The sequence below is a fragment of the Citrobacter sp. Cpo071 genome, from assembly GCF_030332765.1.
GTDB lineage: Bacteria > Pseudomonadota > Gammaproteobacteria > Enterobacterales > Enterobacteriaceae > Citrobacter > Citrobacter portucalensis.
Window position 1 is genome coordinate 810,203 of the sequence record NZ_JAOWHE010000085.1, and the last position, 17,056, is coordinate 827,258.

The window sequence follows — 17,056 nt, forward strand, 5'->3', positions numbered from 1 at the left end:
TGGGTGGTCACAGGTTAATAAAAAAACTAAAGGATTATTTCAATGAACAGAAAAGTACTGGCTCTCGTAATTCCTGCCCTGCTGGCTGCAGGCGCAGCTCACGCTGCTGAAGTTTATAATAAAGACGGCAACAAATTAGATCTCTATGGCAAAGTAGACGGCCTGCATTATTTCTCTGACGACGCTAACAGCGATGGCGATCAGACTTATATGCGTATGGGCTTCAAAGGCGAAACACAGGTTAATGATATGATCACCGGTTATGGCCAGTGGGAATATCAGGTTCAGGCCAACGGCACCGAAGGTGATAAAGGCGACTCCTGGACTCGTCTGGCATTCGCAGGTATTAAAGTCGGCGACTACGGTTCATTCGACTACGGCCGTAACTACGGCGTAATGTACGACGTTGAAGGCTGGACCGATATGCTGCCAGAATTCGGTGGCGACTCTTACACCAAAGCTGACAACTTCATGACCGGTCGTGCAAACGGTGTTGCAACCTACCGTAATACTGACTTCTTTGGTTTGGTTGACGGTCTGAACGTTGCGCTGCAGTACCAGGGCGCGAACGAAAATCAGTCACCAGAGCAGGAAGGCACCAATAACGGTGGCGCCGATCGTAACATGAAGAACTCCAACGGTGACGGCTTCGGTATCTCCTCTACCTATGATTTGGGTATGGGCGTAAGCTTCGGTGCAGCGTACACCTCTTCTGACCGTACTAATGAGCAGGTTAACGATTCTACCGCTGGTGGCGATAAGGCTGACGCATGGACTGCCGGCCTGAAATACGACGCCAACAATATCTACCTGGCAACCATGTACTCCGAAACCCGCAATATGACCCCGTATGGTGGTTCAGACGGTAGCGATAATACTATTGCCAACAAAACGCAGAACTTTGAAGTGACTGCACAATACCAGTTCGACTTCGGTCTGCGTCCGGAAGTTTCTTTCCTGATGTCTAAAGGTAAGGATTTGACTATGCCTGGTACTGCTGCAAGCCCAGCAGGAACAAGCGGCGACAAAGATCTGGTTAAATATGCTTCCGTAGGCGCTACTTACTACTTCAACAAAAACTTCTCCACCTATGTTGATTACAAAATCAACCTGCTGGACGAAGACGACAGCTTCTACACTCGCAATGACATCTCTACCGATGACACTGTAGCACTGGGTATGGTTTACCAGTTCTAAATTCGTAAGCCCGCTGGCAACGGCGGGCTATCCTTATTTTCTGTGTAACTCTGTTTTATCTCATTCGAAACATTATATCTGTTGCGTTAAAACACATCTCTGATAGATGATATCTTGCATTAAGGTCTGTAGTAGAGGATACCTGCATTGAATCATCATCCTGTAAAATCATCCCGTATTGCATCCGTCGGCTATGACGAATCCTCTTGTACGCTAGAAATTCGCTTTCACCAGTTGGCTACCCTGCAATATCAGCAGGTCCCTGCCCGTATTTTTCGTGATTTCCTGATCGTGGTCTCTAAAGGCCGATTTTACGATGGGGTAATAAAAGGAAAATTTCCTGAAATCAAAATAAAGTGATGCCAAAATGTGATCGTTGTCATTGTACATAAAGTGCCATTACGCGGTAAGCTTTACGTGGATACTTAAACAGGAGGTTTTATGAACAGAACGATTCTTGTACCCATCGATATTTCAGACTCAGAATTAACTCAACGCGTTATTGCCCATGTTGAAGCAGAAGCAAAGATCGACGATGCGCAGGTTCATTTTTTGACCGTTATTCCGTCCTTGCCCTATTACGCTTCCCTGGGACTGGCCTACTCGGCAGAGTTACCGGCCATGGACGATCTGAAAGCCGAAGCGAAATCTCAACTGGAAGAGATTATCAAGAAGTTCAATATCCCAACGGACAGAGTGCACGTTCATGTCGCAGAAGGTGCGCCGAAAGATAAGATTCTGGAGATCGCCAAAAAATTACCGGCCGATATGGTCATTATTGCCTCACACCGACCTGACATCACCACCTACCTGCTGGGCTCTAACGCCGCGGCTGTAGTGCGTCACGCGGAGTGTTCGGTACTGGTAGTCCGCTAAGCTGTCTGGCCCGCACATCGCTGCGGGCTTTTTGTTTCTCCCTCATTTTCCCCACGATTCCTGATCGAAGCATACAAGGCCATTTCAGTATCGCTATGTCGTGACATCATTACGCCCTCTCTTGAAACCCGGATAAAAACAGAGTATAAATACTGTATATACATCCAGCAAAAGAGCGATAAGCAATGTTCGTGGAACTCGTTTATGACAAAAGGAATTTTGATGGTCTGCCCGGCGCAAAAGATATTATTCTCGGCGAATTGACCAAGAGGGTTCATCGGATCTTCCCCGATGCTGAAGTTCGGGTTAAACCGATGATGACACTTCCGGCGATCAACACTGACGCCAGCAAGCATGAAAAAGAACAGATAAGCCGAACGGTTCAAGAAATGTTTGAAGAGGCTGATATGTGGCTGGTTTCAGATTAAGCACCTTGAATCGTCATATTGCTTAAGTACCATCCGCTGTGACTGGCAATCATTCTATACTCGCACTATCGGACGTTTGCCGGTCGGCCGCAGCCATGCTCTTGCATACGGCATGGTTGCGGCAGTTTGCCACACCCTGCGTTTCGCTCCCTGACATTGCTCGTTGATAGTTCAGAACTGAATTATCTGGCGGTGAACTGCTCCACAATTTTCTTCAGCGCTTCAATATCTGCTTTCAGCTGATTAATTTCTTCCTGTCCAGGACCATGTACCTTTATTCAATCGTTCGGTTCACAGTTTATTCTGGTCTGGTCACGAAGAGCAAAAATCTTACTACTCTATGAGTAGCATCGGTGCCAGATAGAACTCAGCTGTAAAACGTGCTGGTATTCGTCGCCGTAATCCGTACCATACGCGGCATACTTTTGCCTGCTGGCTGTTATCGGCTGGAGCGAATCCATCATTTATAGCTGATCAGATGGGGCATGAAAACGCGCAAATGGTATACGACGTCTACAGTACATGGATTGAAGAAATGAATGACGATCGGGTTGCAATGTTGAATAGCCAACTAGCCCTGTGATTGAAGTTTGCCCATTATATGCCCCTTTTGGTTTTTGAGAACGGTAAGAATGCAAGATAATCAACAAGTTACAAAGAAAGAACAATACAACCTGAACAAACTGCAAAAACGTCTGCGTCGTAACGTGGGCGAAGCCATTGCCGATTTCAATATGATCGAAGACGGCGATCGCATTATGGTGTGCCTTTCCGGCGGGAAAGACAGCTATACCATGCTGGAGATCCTGCGTAATTTGCAGCAAAGCGCCCCGATCAGTTTTTCCTTAGTTGCGGTTAACCTCGATCAAAAACAACCCGGTTTCCCGGAGCACATTCTGCCAGAGTATCTGGAACAGCTGGGCGTTGAGTACAAGATTGTCGAAGAAAACACTTACGGGATCGTCAAAGACAAAATCCCAGAAGGCAAAACGACCTGCTCGCTCTGCTCTCGCCTGCGTCGCGGCATTCTGTACCGTACGGCAACCGAGTTAGGTGCCACCAAGATTGCGCTCGGCCACCATCGCGACGACATCCTGCAAACGCTGTTTTTAAACATGTTCTACGGCGGGAAAATGAAAGGCATGCCGCCGAAGCTGATGAGTGATGACGGTAAGCACATCGTGATCCGCCCGCTGGCTTACTGCCGTGAGAAAGATATCGAGCGTTTCTCCGAAGCGAAAGGTTTCCCGATTATTCCGTGCAATCTGTGCGGCTCACAGCCTAACCTGCAGCGTCAGGTCATTGCTGATATGTTGCGTGACTGGGACAAACGCTATCCAGGCCGCATTGAAACCATGTTCAGTGCGATGCAAAACGTTGTACCTTCACATCTGAGCGATATCAATCTGTTCGATTTTAAAGGCATTAAGCACGGTTCAGAGGTTGTGGACGGCGGGGATTTAGCGTTCGATCGTGAAGAGATCCCGCTGCAGCCTGCGGGCTGGCAGCCAGAAGAAGATGATGCTCAACTGGATGAGTTACGCCTGAACGTGGTGGAAGTGAAGTAAGCGTCTGTCAGGCCTACAACGTGCATAAGCGCCTGTAGGCCTGATAAGCGGAGCGCCATCAGGCGCCCCAACGGGTAGTTATTTCAATAACCGGACCCGGCAAGTCTTGCCTTTGATCTTACCGTTTTGCAATTGTTTCCACGCCTTGTGCGCTATGTTCTGGCGAACGGCGACATAGACGTGTGCCGGATGAACGGCAATTTTGCCAATATCAGCGCCATCCAGACCAATATCACCGGTCAGAGCCCCCAGAACATCACCAGGACGCATTTTCGCTTTTTTACCACCATCAATGCATAACGTCGCCATCTCTGCTTCCAGCGGCAGGATTGAGCCGTTAGCTGGCGCAGTTAGCCAGTTCAGCTTCAGTTGCAGCATTTCAGAAAGAATGTTGGCACGCTGCGCTTCTTCCGGCGCACAGAAGCTAATCGCCAGACCGCTGTTGCCGGCACGCGCGGTACGTCCGATACGATGGACGTGGACTTCCGGATCCCACGCCAGTTCGAAGTTAACTACCAGCTCAAGTGATTTGATATCCAGGCCACGTGCGGCCACATCGGTTGCGACCAGGACGCGCGCGCTACCGTTGGCAAAACGAACCAGCGTCTGATCGCGATCGCGCTGTTCCAGGTCGCCATGTAATGACAGTGCGCTTTGCCCTGCCGCATTCAGTGCATCGCAAACGGCCTGACAATCTTTTTTGGTGTTACAAAAAACCACGCACGATGCGGGTTGATGCTGGCTGAGTAGCTTTTGCAGCAGCGGAATTTTTCCGTGGCTGGAGGTTTCGAAAAACTGCTGTTCAATCGCCGGTAACGCATCGACCGTATCAATTTCAATCGTTAATGGATTTTGCTGTACCCGGCCACTGATAGCAGCAATGGCTTCCGGCCAGGTTGCGGAAAACAGCAAAGTCTGACGTGACGCAGGCGCAAAGCGAATGACATCATCAATCGCATCGCTAAAGCCCATATCCAGCATGCGGTCGGCTTCATCCATAACCAGCGTATTCAGGGCATCCAGAGAAACGGTGCCTTTTTGCAGGTGGTCAAGTAAACGACCCGGTGTGGCAACAATAATATGTGGTGCATGTTGCAGGGAGTCACGCTGTGCGCCAAAAGGTTGCCCACCGCACAGCGCTAAGATCTTGGTGTTTGGCAGGAAGCGCGCTAAACGACGCAGCTCACCCGCCACCTGGTCGGCAAGCTCGCGCGTTGGGCACAGTACCAGAGACTGCGTCTGAAACAGCGCGGCATCAATATGCTGTAATAGCCCAAGACCAAAAGCAGCCGTTTTGCCACTGCCGGTTTTAGCCTGCACGCGAACATCTTTACCCGCCAGGATTGCCGGTAACGCAGCAGCCTGAACAGGCGTCATTTCAAGATAGCCCAGCTCGTTAAGATTCTCGAGTTGAGCAGCAGGTAAAACATTCAGGGTTGAAAAAGCGGTCACAATTTAATCTCGCGATAAAAACTCACATTCAGCAGGCGCGTATCCTCGCAGATCTGTGCCCGTGATGCGACAATTTAATCGGTTCTTCATCCGGCGGCGGATCCGGCATGGGCTGCGGACGAGGTATGGGATCGGGAATGGGAACCGGATCGGTCGGTAGCGAATCAGTGTTCGACGTTGCAATCAGACAGGTCATATACCCCTCCAGTCATTCAGGTTGACTCTTTTAGGGTAGACGCTGATTTCCTGCAGGCAAAAAAAAGCCGACTAATCTAAGTCGGCGTCGTACGAATCAATTGTGCTATGCAGTAATTCAAAAAAGGAAGTAAGACAATATGGAGCGCAACGCCCATCGCTTGACGTTGCATTCACCTGCGAGAGAGATATTGCCCCGAATAGGTAGATGGTTTATTGACTTCGCTCAAAAATCAGGACGTTTTCATGCGCAAAAGCCACTAAAAAACGTTGTTGTTACAACCATTTACTACGATGCAACCATAAAGTAACACCACCAATCAGGACCACTAACAGAATACAAAAAAGTGAGAAACCAAACTGCCAACCACCGCCGGGGATACCGCCGAGGTTAACGCCGAAAAGCCCGGTTAAAAATGTGCTGGGAAGAAAAACCATTGCCATCAATGACATTGTATACGTTCGGCGAGCCAGAGACTCCTGCATCACCTGCGCAATTTCATCCGCCATAATACCGGTCCGGGCAATACAGGCGTCTATTTCATCCAGCCCTCTCCCCAGCCTGTCAGCGATATCCTGCATCCGTCTCCGATGGTCGTCGGTCATCCAGGGTAAACGTTCACTCGCCAGACGCGCATAAACATCTCTCTGAGGAGCCATATAACGTCGCATCACAATTAGCTGCTTACGCAGTAAAGCCAAAAAACCACGCGGTGGGATCTGCTGATCGAGCAGGTTATCTTCCAGATCGATAATCTTGTCGTGCAGCTGTTCGATAAATTCGCTGGCATGGTCGGTTAGCGCATCACAAACATCCACCAGCCAACTGCCACAATCAGCCGGTCCCGTCCCTTCCTGGAGATCGCTGACCACATCATCCAGCGCCAGCACTTTGCGCTGGCGGGTTGAGACAATCAGACGTTCATCCATATATAAACGCATCGCTACAAGTTGGTCAGGACGCTCGTCGGTGCTGCCGTTAATACAGCGCAGTGTAATCAGCGTACCTTCCCCGACTCTACTGACGCGTGGGCGTGTACTTTCGCCTGCCAGCGCATCACGCACATTGTTGGGAAGAAGAGGTGTTGTCGCCAACCATTGGGCGCTTTCAGGATGGGTATAATTAAGATGTAGCCAGCAGGGATGCTGACTATCGATAACATCGTTATCTTCCAAGGGTTTCACCCCACCCCGGCCATCCAACAGCCAGGCAAACACGGCATCCGGCACATTAACATCCGTTCCCTTAATGGCTTCCACAGCGCCTCCACAAACATTCAGCTTTTTTCGTTAGTCTAGCTGTCAGAATATGTTAAGCAATATCTCATTGTCCCATTGTGCTGAAATGATTCATAAAAATATCTGATAATACAAAAAGCGCCGACGATTGCGACGCTTGCATCGAGATGTCCGGTTAAGCCCGCTGCCATCTCGCTGACTCAAGAGCGTTACTTAAGCGAAATTTATGTGTTCGCGACTGGAGATCAATCACCTGGTTTTTCAGGATACCTGAGGAATCAGAAAGCTCATCAACCATAATGGCATTACTTTGGGTTACATTCTCCAGTTCGGCCAGTGCATGAGTAATTCTGATAATTCCTTTCTCCTGCTCCTGTGTAGTGGTTAATATCTCGCCCATCAGTTGGTTTAATTGACCGGCACCACCGACAATATCATGCATATTTTTTTCTGCTTCACGCACAATAGCTGCACCTTGCTGAACATTTTGATGGGTTTGCGCAATCAGCTGCTTAATATTCTTAGCAGCATCCGCACTTCGGTGTGCAAGCATTCTGACCTCACCGGCCACCACGGAAAAACCTTTGCCATGTTCACCGGCCCTCGCCGCTTCCACGGCAGCATTCAATGCCAGAATATTTGTCTGGAATGCGATACCATCAATTAGCGTAATAATTTCCGTCATCTGCTGTGCACATTCGGTGATTGAACGCATATTTGTCGCAACCTGCACCATTAATTCGCCACCCTGAATGGCACATTGCGTGGCAACTGTTGCCTGGACGCTGGCGATCTGCGTGTTGTCAGCATTATTTCGCGTATTAACGGCTATTTCATCCATATTAGCAGCCGTCTGCATCAATGCTCCGGATTGTTGTTCCGTTTTCACTGAAAGCTCGGCGCTGCGTTCCGCAAGCTGTTCAGAGAGCGCCATCGCCGTTTGTGAGGATGTTCTGATCTCATTAACGAGTGTTGAAATATTACTCGATAAACTATTGATGCCCGGTATTAGTCTACCCGCACAATTATTACCAAACTCAGGGATACTGATCGCCAGATTCCCAGACGTCACTTCCTCAATGCTCCTTTTTACCGTATTGATCGGCATGACCAGGTATTTCGTCATATACCACCATAAGCATAATATAGAAATAACGCTTACCACATTTGTACCAATTATAATTTCCGGCGCGGCCGAGAAAATCATCTCAACAATATTGAGAGCAACTGCCGAAATGAGCAGAAATAAAATAATAAAGGTTCTGACGCTAATATCATTTAACATTTTAGTCCTGTGCACTAAGAAATTATGTAGATATTATTTTTTATAGCACCTGCAATGCAGAATGCCATTGCTCTGCGACGAAAGCTGAACTTTCAATGAGAGCCTGCAATCCTTTTACTTAAGGCAAGAAATTACACCTTTTATTCCCGTTAGTTCAGTGTTTTATTCCATCAAATGGCTGTGATGGCGCCAGTCATCAGGTTATTGTGATGACAAGCACATGGAGAGCACAAAACATACAGAACTATAAATTTGGTGAATGTTTATATAAGTAATGGCTCGTTATTGTCGCTATCTCCCTGTTTCATCTAATACCAGTGTAAAAACATAAGAACATTCCCGGTTTTATCATGTTAACTGGACAAAACCTGCTAGATTTATTACCACGGTTTTTTTTCGATAGGTAGTATGATGTTGAACGTGTCGTGGGACCCTGTATTGATTGGGATTTCCTTTGTTGTCGCGTTTATTGCCTCTTTTATTGCTCTCGATAGTGCGGGCAAGGTGGCAATCTCCAATCGACGTGAATCAACCTTCTGGCGCCTGTCTGGCGGGGCTACGCTAGGGATGGGGATATGGTCAATGCATTTTATCGGTATGCTGGCCATGAAAATGAGTATGCCGATCAATTACCATTTTTCGCTCACGGCATTTTCTTTCTTTATTGCGCTCATTTCTGCAACTCTCGCCATTAATATCGCCATTTCCGGTAATACGCTTTCAACAAAACGATTAGTCGTAGCCACTGGAATATTAAGCGCCGGTGTCGTCACCATGCACTACGTTGGCATGTATGCCATCATTGAGCATGTTGCCATCCTATGGAGTCATTCGCTGATACTGCTCTCAGTGATGATTGCCATCGTTGCATCTGGTGTAGGTTTGTGGCTGGCGTTTCATTTGCGCCAAAATACCCGTCGAGCCCTGATCAATCGGCTTGTCGCCGCCCTTATTATGGCGCTGGCGATTGCCTCTATGCATTACACCGGGATGGGAGCGGCAACATTCACCCATTTTGGACACACTGTACACAATGGGCTCAGCACACTGGAACTCTCTGTCTGGGTCTGCGCCGTCACGCTGGTTATTTTGGGTATCATGCTGGTGGTGTCGATGGTGGATTCGCAACTGCGTACCTCCCGGCTGGCAGACAACTTACATCAACTTAATTGCCAGCTTGAGCATCAGGTCCACTTCGACGCACTGACCGGACTTGCCAATCGCACACAGATAGATGCCTGCTTACAGGCCTGTCTGCAGCATTCCAAACTGCATCAGCATCAATTTGCTCTGGTATTCATCGACCTCGATCGCTTCAAAGTCGTTAACGATACCTGGGGACATCACATCGGCGATCAGTTGCTGATCGCCAGTACGCAGCGAATCTACAGCTGCCTTGATGACACCATGACGCTGGCGAGGCTGGGGGGAGATGAGTTTATTCTTCTGGTTCCTGACTGTAATAAAGAGGATATCACCGCTCTGCTGACCCGGATTGCGGCTGCGATTGGTGATCCTTTCACGCTGTTTGGGTACACCATTCGGGTTTCGTTAAGTGCGGGAAGCAGTATTTATCCTGAACATGGTTCCACGTTGCATGAGTTAAAAGTAAAGGCTGATATGGCGATGTATCATGTCAAACAGGCTGGCAGAAACGGTTGGGCTATTTATAGCCCGGAAATGGAAGCTATCGCCGATACACCGCCGACATTTTTACAGGAACTGTCACAAGCACTGGAACACGATCAATTTGAGCTTTGGTACCAACCCAAATACACCGCCGGGGATCATTCCCTGACCGGTTTTGAAGCGTTATTACGCTGGCATCACCCGGAACGCGGCATGCTGTTACCCACAGAGTTTCTGCCTGCGCTGGAAGAAACAGGCCTTATCATTCCGGTCGGGAAATGGGTTATCCAGCAGGCATGCCAGCAGTTACATCAATGGAAGTTACAGGGCCATGCGGAATGGACCCTCGCCGTTAATCTTTCCCTTTGCCAGTTTGAACAACATGACATCGTTGATGTGGTTTGCAGCGCCCTTGCACAATATCAACTATCACCTGCATATCTCACGCTGGAATTGACTGAAAGTGCAGCACTTAAAAATTTAAAACGTAGCGCTGAAGTCTTAAATGCATTTTCAGCTTTAGGGATCACCGTTTCAATTGATGATTTCGGTACCGGTTATTCAAATATATTGATGTTGAAGTCTCTTCCGGCACAGGAATTAAAAATTGACAGAGTATTTGTCAAAGACATCAGCGAGAACAGCAAAAATACAAAGATTGTGTCTACTATTATTGACATAGCCCACTCCATGAATATGCAAGTAGTGGCTGAAGGAATAGAGACCCAGGAGCAGGAAATGCTCCTGACCCAGATGGGATGTGGCGTGCTGCAAGGTTTCTTGTTTGCAAAACCGTTGCCTGCGCATCAGATCCATGAATTGATTCCAACGGAAAGTAACATTAAGCAGCAGCGAATCGTACAGTCTTTGTCTCCTCAACAATCAATAACATTATGAGACTGTAATATAAAAAACAGATGCCATTAAACGGGCAACACAGCAGATAAAGATAACGGGATTATCGATGAGCACAACCGAGCTGCATTCACTGGATTTATTAACCCTGCCGGTGTGGATTGTTTCGCCGCATACCGAAGAACTGGTGTTCGCTAATACCGTTGCACGGGAACTGATGCAGGCCCCCTGCTTTTCTCTACTCCGCAAGGGCATATTTTCAACTCATGCCCAAAATGATTTAACCATGTATCTCAGCGATTTGAGAAATCATCACAACATTGTAGAAATCCTAACGGTTTGCCGCGAAGGTGAAGACGTCGCGATGGCCAGCCGCCTGTCCATCCGCTCTCTGCCGGAATCAGGTGACGTTATTCTTTTCGAAGGCATTGAAACACCGACTTCACAAGGTCTGAAAGCGAGCCGTTCAGTGAATTATCAGCGAAAAAAACAGGGATTTTACGCGCGTTTTTTCCAGACTAACTCGGCCCCAATGTTGCTTATCGATCCGTCCCGTGATGGGCTTATCGTTGATGCAAATCTCAGTGCGCTAAATTTTTATGGCTATAGCCATGATACGATGTGCCAGAAACATACATGGGAAATCAATACGCTGGGCCGTCATATACTCCCGGTGATGCATGAAATCGCCCATCTTCCCGGTGGCCATAAACCTTTGCATTTTGTGCATAAACTGGCAGACGGCACATCCCGTCACGTACAAACCTACGCCGGGCCAATTGAAATCTACGGTAATAAGCTCATGCTGTGCATTATTCATGATATTACCGAGCAAAAACGGCTGGAACAGGAGCTTGAGCGTGCGGCCCTGCGTGACGCCTTAACGGGATTGCTTAACCGCCGACATTTTTATCAGGTAACCGAGCCGGAACAGACCCACGCGATGTCATTGACACAGGATTACAGCCTGATGTTGATCGACACCGATCGCTTTAAAAGCATTAACGAACTTTTTGGTCATTTAAAAGGTGATGAGGTACTTTGCGCTCTGGCCCGCACACTTGAATCCTGTGCAAGAAAGGATGATCTGATTTTTCGCTGGGGAGGTGAAGAATTTGTGCTGCTGCTGCCGCGAACCTCGTTAGATATTGCCCTCAATCTCGCAGAAGTGATACGGGCGACGGTGGCCAAAGTGACTCTCCCTGGCCTTCCCCGCTTTACCGTCAGCATTGGCGTAGCTCGGCACGAAACAAATGAAAGCATCGATGAGTTATTCAAACGCGTTGACGACGCGTTGTACAAAGCCAAGAACGAAGGCAGGAACAGAGTGCTGGCCGCCTGATGTTTACGTCGTTCAGCGACTGCGTTTAGCGTGACGCTCCCAGTTGTCCTGTTTTGCCTGTGCGGTTTTACGCAATGCCACATAACATGCCCCGCTGCCGCCATGATGCGGCAGTGCGGCGCAGTATGCTTGCACGTCGTCAAATTCCGTCAACCAGCGCGCCACGTAGCTGCGAACAATATTGGCATGGGAGTTATCGTCACGTCCCTTGCCGTGTATCACCAGCACGTTACGCAACCCTTCCTGCTGCGCCTGCAGAATAAAGCTAAAGAGCATCTGGCGACATGTTTCAACAGGTTGGCGAATAAGATTAAGGCTCGCCTGCTGCGGGTATTTTCCGTTTCGCAGCTTGTCGGTCACGCCGTTCTGTAAACCTTCGCGACGAAACTCGAGCGGCACATTCAACGGGACAATATCGAGAAATCCCGTCGAGAGAAAATTATCCAGTTGTAGCGTATCGATACGCGCCGGAGTGCGAAGATTACGCATGGGCTGCCAGTGCACATCGGCATGGTTTTTCAGCGGTTGAACATCCCCCATTGCGTCAAGAAACAGCGATGCATCATCAAGGTTCATGTTTCATCCTCCAGCGTATTGCGACAGGCATTATCATAACCGCGCACTATTATACCGACAACTGTACTGGTAACGGTTTACGATTATTTCCAATAATTAACCGGATCCTCCGCGCTGAACCGATCTACTCACGACAAGTTGATATCCGTTTTTAGGGGTATAGCTGCGACGGTCACTGGCGTGATAATGTGTAGGCTCGCCTGAATGCTGTAATGAGAGAAACGGATGCTTAACTTACTGGAAGACACCATCGACACGCCGCTGGGCCCGCTGTGGGTTATTTGTGATGAGCAATTTCGCCTGCGCGCAGTGGAATGGGATCAGCACAGCGATCGCATGGAACAATTGCTTGATATTCATTACCGTACAGAAGGTTATCAGCGCATTACCGCCAAAAATCCTGGTGGATTAAGCGACAAACTCTCTGAGTATTTTGCCGGAAACCTCAGCATCATTGACACGCTGGAAACGGCAACCGCTGGGACGCCTTTCCAGCGTGAAGTCTGGCAAGCATTACGCACTATCCCCTGCGGGCAGGTCATGCATTATGGTCAGTTGGCCGAACAGTTGGGGCGCCCCGGCGCTGCAAGAGCGGTCGGCGCAGCTAATGGCTCCAATCCAGTAAGCATTGTGGTTCCCTGTCATCGCGTCATTGGACGTAACGGCACCATGACCGGATATGCCGGCGGTGTACAACGAAAAGAGTGGTTATTGCGCCACGAAGGTTATTTGCTACTCTAGATTCCAGGCAATTAATGCCTTATTCATCACACTTCCGCATAATGCGACCCCAAATTAAGTGTGGTTAATCAAGTAGATACAAACATTCGCTCCAGTTATGCCTGAATTATTCTCTATTGGGAGTAGCTCAGGCTTACGTGCTCACCAAAAAGATGTTAAAATTGACAAATATCAATTACGGCTTGAGCAGACCTATGATCCCGGAAAAGCGAATTATACGGCGCATTCAGTCTGGCGGTTGTGCTATCCATTGCCAGGATTGCAGCATCAGCCAGCTTTGCATCCCGTTCACACTTAACGAGCATGAGCTTGACCAGCTCGATAACATCATCGAGCGCAAAAAGCCTATCCAAAAAGGGCAGACGCTCTTTAAAGCAGGTGATGAGCTTAAATCGCTCTACGCTATCCGCTCCGGAACGATAAAAAGCTATACCATTACCGAACAAGGCGATGAGCAAATTACCGGTTTCCATCTGGCGGGTGACCTGGTAGGTTTTGACGCCATAGGCAGCGGCCATCACCCGAGCTTTGCTCAGGCGTTGGAAACCTCAATGGTATGCGAAATTCCTTTCGAAACCCTTGATGACCTGTCCGGTAAGATGCCGAACCTGCGTCAGCAGATGATGCGTCTGATGAGTGGCGAAATCAAAGGCGACCAGGATATGATCCTGTTGCTGTCGAAGAAAAACGCTGAAGAGCGCCTGGCGGCCTTTATCTACAATCTGTCTCGTCGCTTCGCCCAGCGTGGGTTCTCGCCTCGTGAATTCCGCCTGACCATGACCCGTGGCGACATTGGTAACTACCTCGGTCTGACGGTTGAAACCATCAGCCGCCTGCTGGGTCGTTTCCAGAAAAGCGGCATGCTGGCGGTGAAAGGCAAATATATCACTATTGAGAACAGCGACGCGCTGGCAGTTCTTGCCGGCCACACGCGTAACGTTGCGTAATCTTTCCGCAAGCCTCTCTGTTATCCTTCTGTCAAATCGCTAAATTTTCCCGATTTATTGATCTGGCAGGAGGTTATTCCCTGTTTCAATCTACATTATTGGGTTACTCTTTTAGTTACAAACTGCGATGACAGTTGTAAGGAGACCCTGTATGGCTATGTATAAAAATATGCTGGTCGTCATCGACCCTAACCAGGACGATCAACCAGCATTACGGCGAGCTGTTTATTTGCATCAACGGATTGGTGGCAAAATTAAAGCCTTTTTGCCGATCTATGACTTTTCCTATGAGATGACTACCCTGCTGTCGCCTGATGAGCGTACGGCAATGCGTCAGGGAGTCATCAGCCAGCGAACTGCATGGATACGTGAACAAGCGAAATACTATATCGAAGCAGGGATCCCTCTGGAGATTAAAGTGGTCTGGCATAACCGACCCTTTGAAGCCATCATCCAGGAAGTCATCAGCGCCAGGCATGACCTGGTCCTCAAGATGGCGCACCAACACGACCGCCTCGAAGCCGTAATATTTACGCCAACCGACTGGCATTTATTGCGTAAATGTCCAAGTCCGGTATGGATGGTGAAAGACCAGCCATGGCCTGAAGGGGGTAAAGCACTGGTTGCCGTAAACCTCGCCAGTGAAGAGGCTTATCACAACGCGCTCAATGAAAAACTGGTCAAAGAGACGCTACAGCTTGCAGAACAGGTTAACCATACCGAAGTGCATCTGGTAGGCGCCTACCCTGTCACACCAATCAACATCGCGATTGAACTGCCTGAATTTGATCCCAGCGTTTATAACGACGCAATCCGTGGACAGCATCTGCTGGCCATGAAGGCGCTACGCCAGAAATTCAGCATTGATGAGAAAGTGACGCACGTTGAAAAAGGCTTACCTGAAGAGGTCATTCCTGATTTAGCCGAGCACTTGCAGGCGGGTATTGTGGTATTGGGGACCGTCGGACGTACCGGTATTTCTGCTGCGTTTCTTGGTAATACCGCGGAACAGGTTATCGATCATCTACGCTGTGACCTGCTGGTCATCAAGCCGGATGAATATCAGACGCCAGTTGAACTGGACGACGAAGAAGACGATTAACCACACAATGAAATGCCGGATGGCGATATCATCCGGCATTTTAAACGCCTAGTGTTGCTCCTCACCGCCGAGGAAATAGATACCAAGCGGGATAGCCAACAGAATCGTAAACACCATGCTGTAGACACAAATCATTGCAGATTGAATGGCGTACATTGAAGCGGTCCAGTCGGATAGCGGAATGTCATATTGTTCAATAACGCCACCGATCGTCGCTCGCGTCACGACCGAGGCTGCGATAATAAACACTCCAAGCAGGCACAACAGAAACTTCCGTCCCTTCGCTGTTTTCAGCTTAGCCATGATCATAGTACTATCCTTTTGCAAATGAAAAACCTTGTTACTTTGCGCCAACAATACCATGACATCAACTGACTGTCTGCTACATAAACCGCATACAGGGTTGACGTCAACGTTATTTCGCTGAAAATAGCGCTGATTGCATTATTTATCTCTCCTTTTGATTAATGATCTGACCGCCTTAACTGAGTAAAATATCTGGGGATTAGGATGTCAGATGATATTTAGCTAACACGGAGTTGCCAGGAAGAATCATGATCGCTGAACTGTTTATGAATAATGCGTTTAATTTGACGGTAATTCTTAGCTGCTGTGCCGCGCTGGTCCTGATGAGTATCTGGTATCATCGTGGAGAGCGTCGCTGCAAAGGATTCATATTTCATGCCGCACAATTTTTTGTCTATGCCATTATCATTGGGACGTTTGGCAGCATTGCTAATAACGTTATCGAAAGTTACAGCCTGAAATTTATCTCCCCCAGCGTGGTCGACTTTATCTGCACCTCGTTGATTGCGTTGATCCTGACCATCAAACTTTTTCTGGTGATTAATCAGTTTGAAAAGACGCAGATTAATAAAGGCAGAGATATCACCAGCGCGAGGATCCTGTCGCGTATCATCAAGATTACCATCGTGGTTGCCATCATTTTACTTTATGGCGAACACTTCGGTATGAGCTTATCCGGCCTGTTAACCTTTGGCGGTATTGGCGGTATAGCAGTGGGTATGGCGGGGAAAGATATTCTGAGCAACTTTTTCTCAGGCATTATGCTCTATTTCGACAGACCGTTTAGCATAGGCGATTGGATCCGCTCCCCGGACCGCAATATTGAAGGCACGGTGGCAGAAATTGGCTGGCGAATGACTAAAATAAACACCTTCGACCATCGTCCATTGTATGTGCCAAACTCGATTTTCTCCTCCATCAGCGTAGAAAACCCAGGGCGCATGACCAACCGGCGAATTAAAACGGTGATCGGGTTACGATATGAGGATGCCGATAAAGTCGGTGCCGTTGTCGAGTCGGTCAGAGAAATGCTGCAAAACCATCCTGGAATAGACCAGAAACAAACTCTGTTGGTCTATTTTAATGAATTTGCCGATTCATCGTTGAATATCATGGTGTATTGCTTCACGAAAACCACCGTCTGGAAGGAATGGCTCGCGGTACAGCAAGACGTTTATTTAAAGATTATCACGATAGTCCAGGCAAACGGCGCCGACTTTGCATTCCCCAGCCAGACGCTGTATATGGATAATCCTGAAGCATCGCCATTGACACACTAACAAAAGAAAAGACGCGGAAATCCGCGTCTTTTTTGTAC

The 17,056-nt window shown here is 48.4% G+C and carries 17 protein-coding genes and 1 pseudogene; 12 read left to right on the forward strand and 6 right to left on the reverse strand.

From position 1 onward, the window contains the following. The first annotated feature begins 42 nt into the window (after nucleotides 1–42). The 6 genes and pseudogenes from ompC to ttcA all read left to right on the forward strand — a co-directional run bounded on the left by ompC (nucleotide 43) and on the right by ttcA (nucleotide 4,069). Nucleotides 43–1,197 (forward strand): porin OmpC, encoded by a 1,155-nt coding sequence (gene ompC / locus OGY09_RS20970; RefSeq protein ID WP_032943564.1) that lies wholly within the window; start codon nucleotides 43–45, stop codon nucleotides 1,195–1,197. A gap of 147 nt (nucleotides 1,198–1,344) precedes the next feature. Continuing rightward, on the forward strand, nucleotides 1,345–1,557 hold the full coding sequence (locus OGY09_RS20975; protein ID WP_003833205.1) for a KTSC domain-containing protein: 213 nt from the start codon (nucleotides 1,345–1,347) through the stop codon (nucleotides 1,555–1,557). An 81-nt stretch (nucleotides 1,558–1,638) separates the two neighbouring features. Then, entirely contained in the window at nucleotides 1,639–2,073 is a 435-nt protein-coding gene (uspF, locus tag OGY09_RS20980) for a universal stress protein UspF (RefSeq protein ID WP_003833207.1), read from the forward strand. A 185-nt stretch (nucleotides 2,074–2,258) separates the two neighbouring features. Then, nucleotides 2,259–2,501 carry a DinI family protein gene (locus OGY09_RS20985; RefSeq protein ID WP_032943565.1) on the forward strand — a complete coding sequence of 81 codons (243 nt, stop codon included), beginning with the start codon at nucleotides 2,259–2,261 and terminating at the stop codon, nucleotides 2,499–2,501. Nucleotides 2,502–2,820: 319 nt separating this feature from the next. Next, nucleotides 2,821–3,084: pseudogene (locus OGY09_RS20990) on the forward strand (tyrosine-type recombinase/integrase); the annotation flags it as partial. 49 nt (nucleotides 3,085–3,133) lie between these two features. Continuing rightward, nucleotides 3,134–4,069, forward strand: a complete 936-nt coding sequence (gene ttcA / locus OGY09_RS20995) for a tRNA 2-thiocytidine(32) synthetase TtcA (protein WP_032943567.1) — start codon at nucleotides 3,134–3,136, stop codon at nucleotides 4,067–4,069. A gap of 78 nt (nucleotides 4,070–4,147) precedes the next feature. On the opposite strand, the gene dbpA is transcribed toward ttcA, so the two are convergent. The 4 genes from dbpA to OGY09_RS21015 all read right to left on the reverse strand — a co-directional run bounded on the left by dbpA (nucleotide 4,148) and on the right by OGY09_RS21015 (nucleotide 8,240). Further along, the gene (gene dbpA, locus OGY09_RS21000) at nucleotides 4,148–5,521 is read right to left on the reverse strand and encodes an ATP-dependent RNA helicase DbpA (protein ID WP_032943568.1); all 1,374 of its coding nucleotides are present in this window, start codon (nucleotides 5,519–5,521) and stop codon (nucleotides 4,148–4,150) included. A gap of 28 nt (nucleotides 5,522–5,549) precedes the next feature. Then, on the reverse strand, nucleotides 5,550–5,717 hold the full coding sequence (ynaL, locus tag OGY09_RS21005) for a proline-rich small protein YnaL (protein WP_095533097.1): 168 nt from the start codon (nucleotides 5,715–5,717) through the stop codon (nucleotides 5,550–5,552). Between the two features lie 275 nt (nucleotides 5,718–5,992). Continuing rightward, complete coding sequence (gene zntB, locus OGY09_RS21010; RefSeq protein ID WP_032943570.1) at nucleotides 5,993–6,976, reverse strand: zinc transporter ZntB; 984 nt, start codon at nucleotides 6,974–6,976, stop codon at nucleotides 5,993–5,995. 154 nt (nucleotides 6,977–7,130) lie between these two features. Beyond that, complete coding sequence (locus OGY09_RS21015; RefSeq protein ID WP_032943572.1) at nucleotides 7,131–8,240, reverse strand: methyl-accepting chemotaxis protein; 1,110 nt, start codon at nucleotides 8,238–8,240, stop codon at nucleotides 7,131–7,133. A gap of 411 nt (nucleotides 8,241–8,651) precedes the next feature. On the opposite strand from OGY09_RS21015, the gene OGY09_RS21020 reads away from it, so the two are divergent. Further along, entirely contained in the window at nucleotides 8,652–10,766 is a 2,115-nt protein-coding gene (locus OGY09_RS21020; RefSeq protein WP_032943574.1) for a putative bifunctional diguanylate cyclase/phosphodiesterase, read from the forward strand. A gap of 67 nt (nucleotides 10,767–10,833) precedes the next feature. Further along, nucleotides 10,834–12,066: a GGDEF domain-containing protein gene (locus tag OGY09_RS21025; protein WP_286590943.1), complete on the forward strand. Its 1,233-nt coding sequence runs from the start codon at nucleotides 10,834–10,836 to the stop codon at nucleotides 12,064–12,066. Nucleotides 12,067–12,078: 12 nt separating this feature from the next. On the opposite strand, the gene smrA is transcribed toward OGY09_RS21025, so the two are convergent. Beyond that, complete coding sequence (smrA, locus tag OGY09_RS21030; protein WP_032943576.1) at nucleotides 12,079–12,642, reverse strand: DNA endonuclease SmrA; 564 nt, start codon at nucleotides 12,640–12,642, stop codon at nucleotides 12,079–12,081. Between the two features lie 225 nt (nucleotides 12,643–12,867). On the opposite strand from smrA, the gene ogt reads away from it, so the two are divergent. The 3 genes from ogt to uspE all read left to right on the forward strand — a co-directional run bounded on the left by ogt (nucleotide 12,868) and on the right by uspE (nucleotide 15,432). Beyond that, entirely contained in the window at nucleotides 12,868–13,383 is a 516-nt protein-coding gene (ogt, locus tag OGY09_RS21035; RefSeq protein ID WP_008784895.1) for a methylated-DNA--[protein]-cysteine S-methyltransferase, read from the forward strand. 194 nt (nucleotides 13,384–13,577) lie between these two features. After that, the gene (gene fnr, locus OGY09_RS21040) at nucleotides 13,578–14,330 is read left to right on the forward strand and encodes a fumarate/nitrate reduction transcriptional regulator Fnr (RefSeq protein WP_003020397.1); all 753 of its coding nucleotides are present in this window, start codon (nucleotides 13,578–13,580) and stop codon (nucleotides 14,328–14,330) included. 151 nt (nucleotides 14,331–14,481) lie between these two features. After that, nucleotides 14,482–15,432 (forward strand): universal stress protein UspE, encoded by a 951-nt coding sequence (gene uspE, locus OGY09_RS21045; protein WP_003833229.1) that lies wholly within the window; start codon nucleotides 14,482–14,484, stop codon nucleotides 15,430–15,432. A 48-nt stretch (nucleotides 15,433–15,480) separates the two neighbouring features. Here the strand turns inward: uspE and OGY09_RS21050 are convergent, their stop codons facing one another. Further along, complete coding sequence (locus OGY09_RS21050) at nucleotides 15,481–15,741, reverse strand: DUF2534 family protein (protein WP_003020403.1); 261 nt, start codon at nucleotides 15,739–15,741, stop codon at nucleotides 15,481–15,483. Between the two features lie 245 nt (nucleotides 15,742–15,986). On the opposite strand from OGY09_RS21050, the gene OGY09_RS21055 reads away from it, so the two are divergent. Further along, the gene (locus tag OGY09_RS21055; RefSeq protein ID WP_032943577.1) at nucleotides 15,987–17,018 is read left to right on the forward strand and encodes a mechanosensitive ion channel family protein; all 1,032 of its coding nucleotides are present in this window, start codon (nucleotides 15,987–15,989) and stop codon (nucleotides 17,016–17,018) included. The last annotated feature ends 38 nt before the right edge of the window (nucleotides 17,019–17,056 follow it).

Bases quoted from the DNA above. Each gene is read 5' to 3' on its own strand.
- uspE (WP_003833229.1), top strand. From the start codon at position 14,482: ATGGCTATGTATAAAAATATGCTGGTCGTCATCGACCCTAACCAGGAC.
- uspF (WP_003833207.1), top strand. From the start codon at position 1,639: ATGAACAGAACGATTCTTGTACCCATCGATATTTCAGACTCAGAATTA.
- OGY09_RS21015 (WP_032943572.1), bottom strand. From the start codon at position 8,240: ATGTTAAATGATATTAGCGTCAGAACCTTTATTATTTTATTTCTGCTC.
- OGY09_RS21055 (WP_032943577.1), top strand. From the start codon at position 15,987: ATGATCGCTGAACTGTTTATGAATAATGCGTTTAATTTGACGGTAATT.
- ompC (WP_032943564.1), top strand. From the start codon at position 43: ATGAACAGAAAAGTACTGGCTCTCGTAATTCCTGCCCTGCTGGCTGCA.
- ogt (WP_008784895.1), top strand. From the start codon at position 12,868: ATGCTTAACTTACTGGAAGACACCATCGACACGCCGCTGGGCCCGCTG.
- OGY09_RS21025 (WP_286590943.1), top strand. From the start codon at position 10,834: ATGAGCACAACCGAGCTGCATTCACTGGATTTATTAACCCTGCCGGTG.
- OGY09_RS20985 (WP_032943565.1), top strand. From the start codon at position 2,259: ATGTTCGTGGAACTCGTTTATGACAAAAGGAATTTTGATGGTCTGCCC.
- OGY09_RS21050 (WP_003020403.1), bottom strand. From the start codon at position 15,741: ATGATCATGGCTAAGCTGAAAACAGCGAAGGGACGGAAGTTTCTGTTG.
- ynaL (WP_095533097.1), bottom strand. From the start codon at position 5,717: ATGACCTGTCTGATTGCAACGTCGAACACTGATTCGCTACCGACCGAT.
- OGY09_RS21020 (WP_032943574.1), top strand. From the start codon at position 8,652: ATGTTGAACGTGTCGTGGGACCCTGTATTGATTGGGATTTCCTTTGTT.
- ttcA (WP_032943567.1), top strand. From the start codon at position 3,134: ATGCAAGATAATCAACAAGTTACAAAGAAAGAACAATACAACCTGAAC.
- fnr (WP_003020397.1), top strand. From the start codon at position 13,578: ATGATCCCGGAAAAGCGAATTATACGGCGCATTCAGTCTGGCGGTTGT.
- smrA (WP_032943576.1), bottom strand. From the start codon at position 12,642: ATGAACCTTGATGATGCATCGCTGTTTCTTGACGCAATGGGGGATGTT.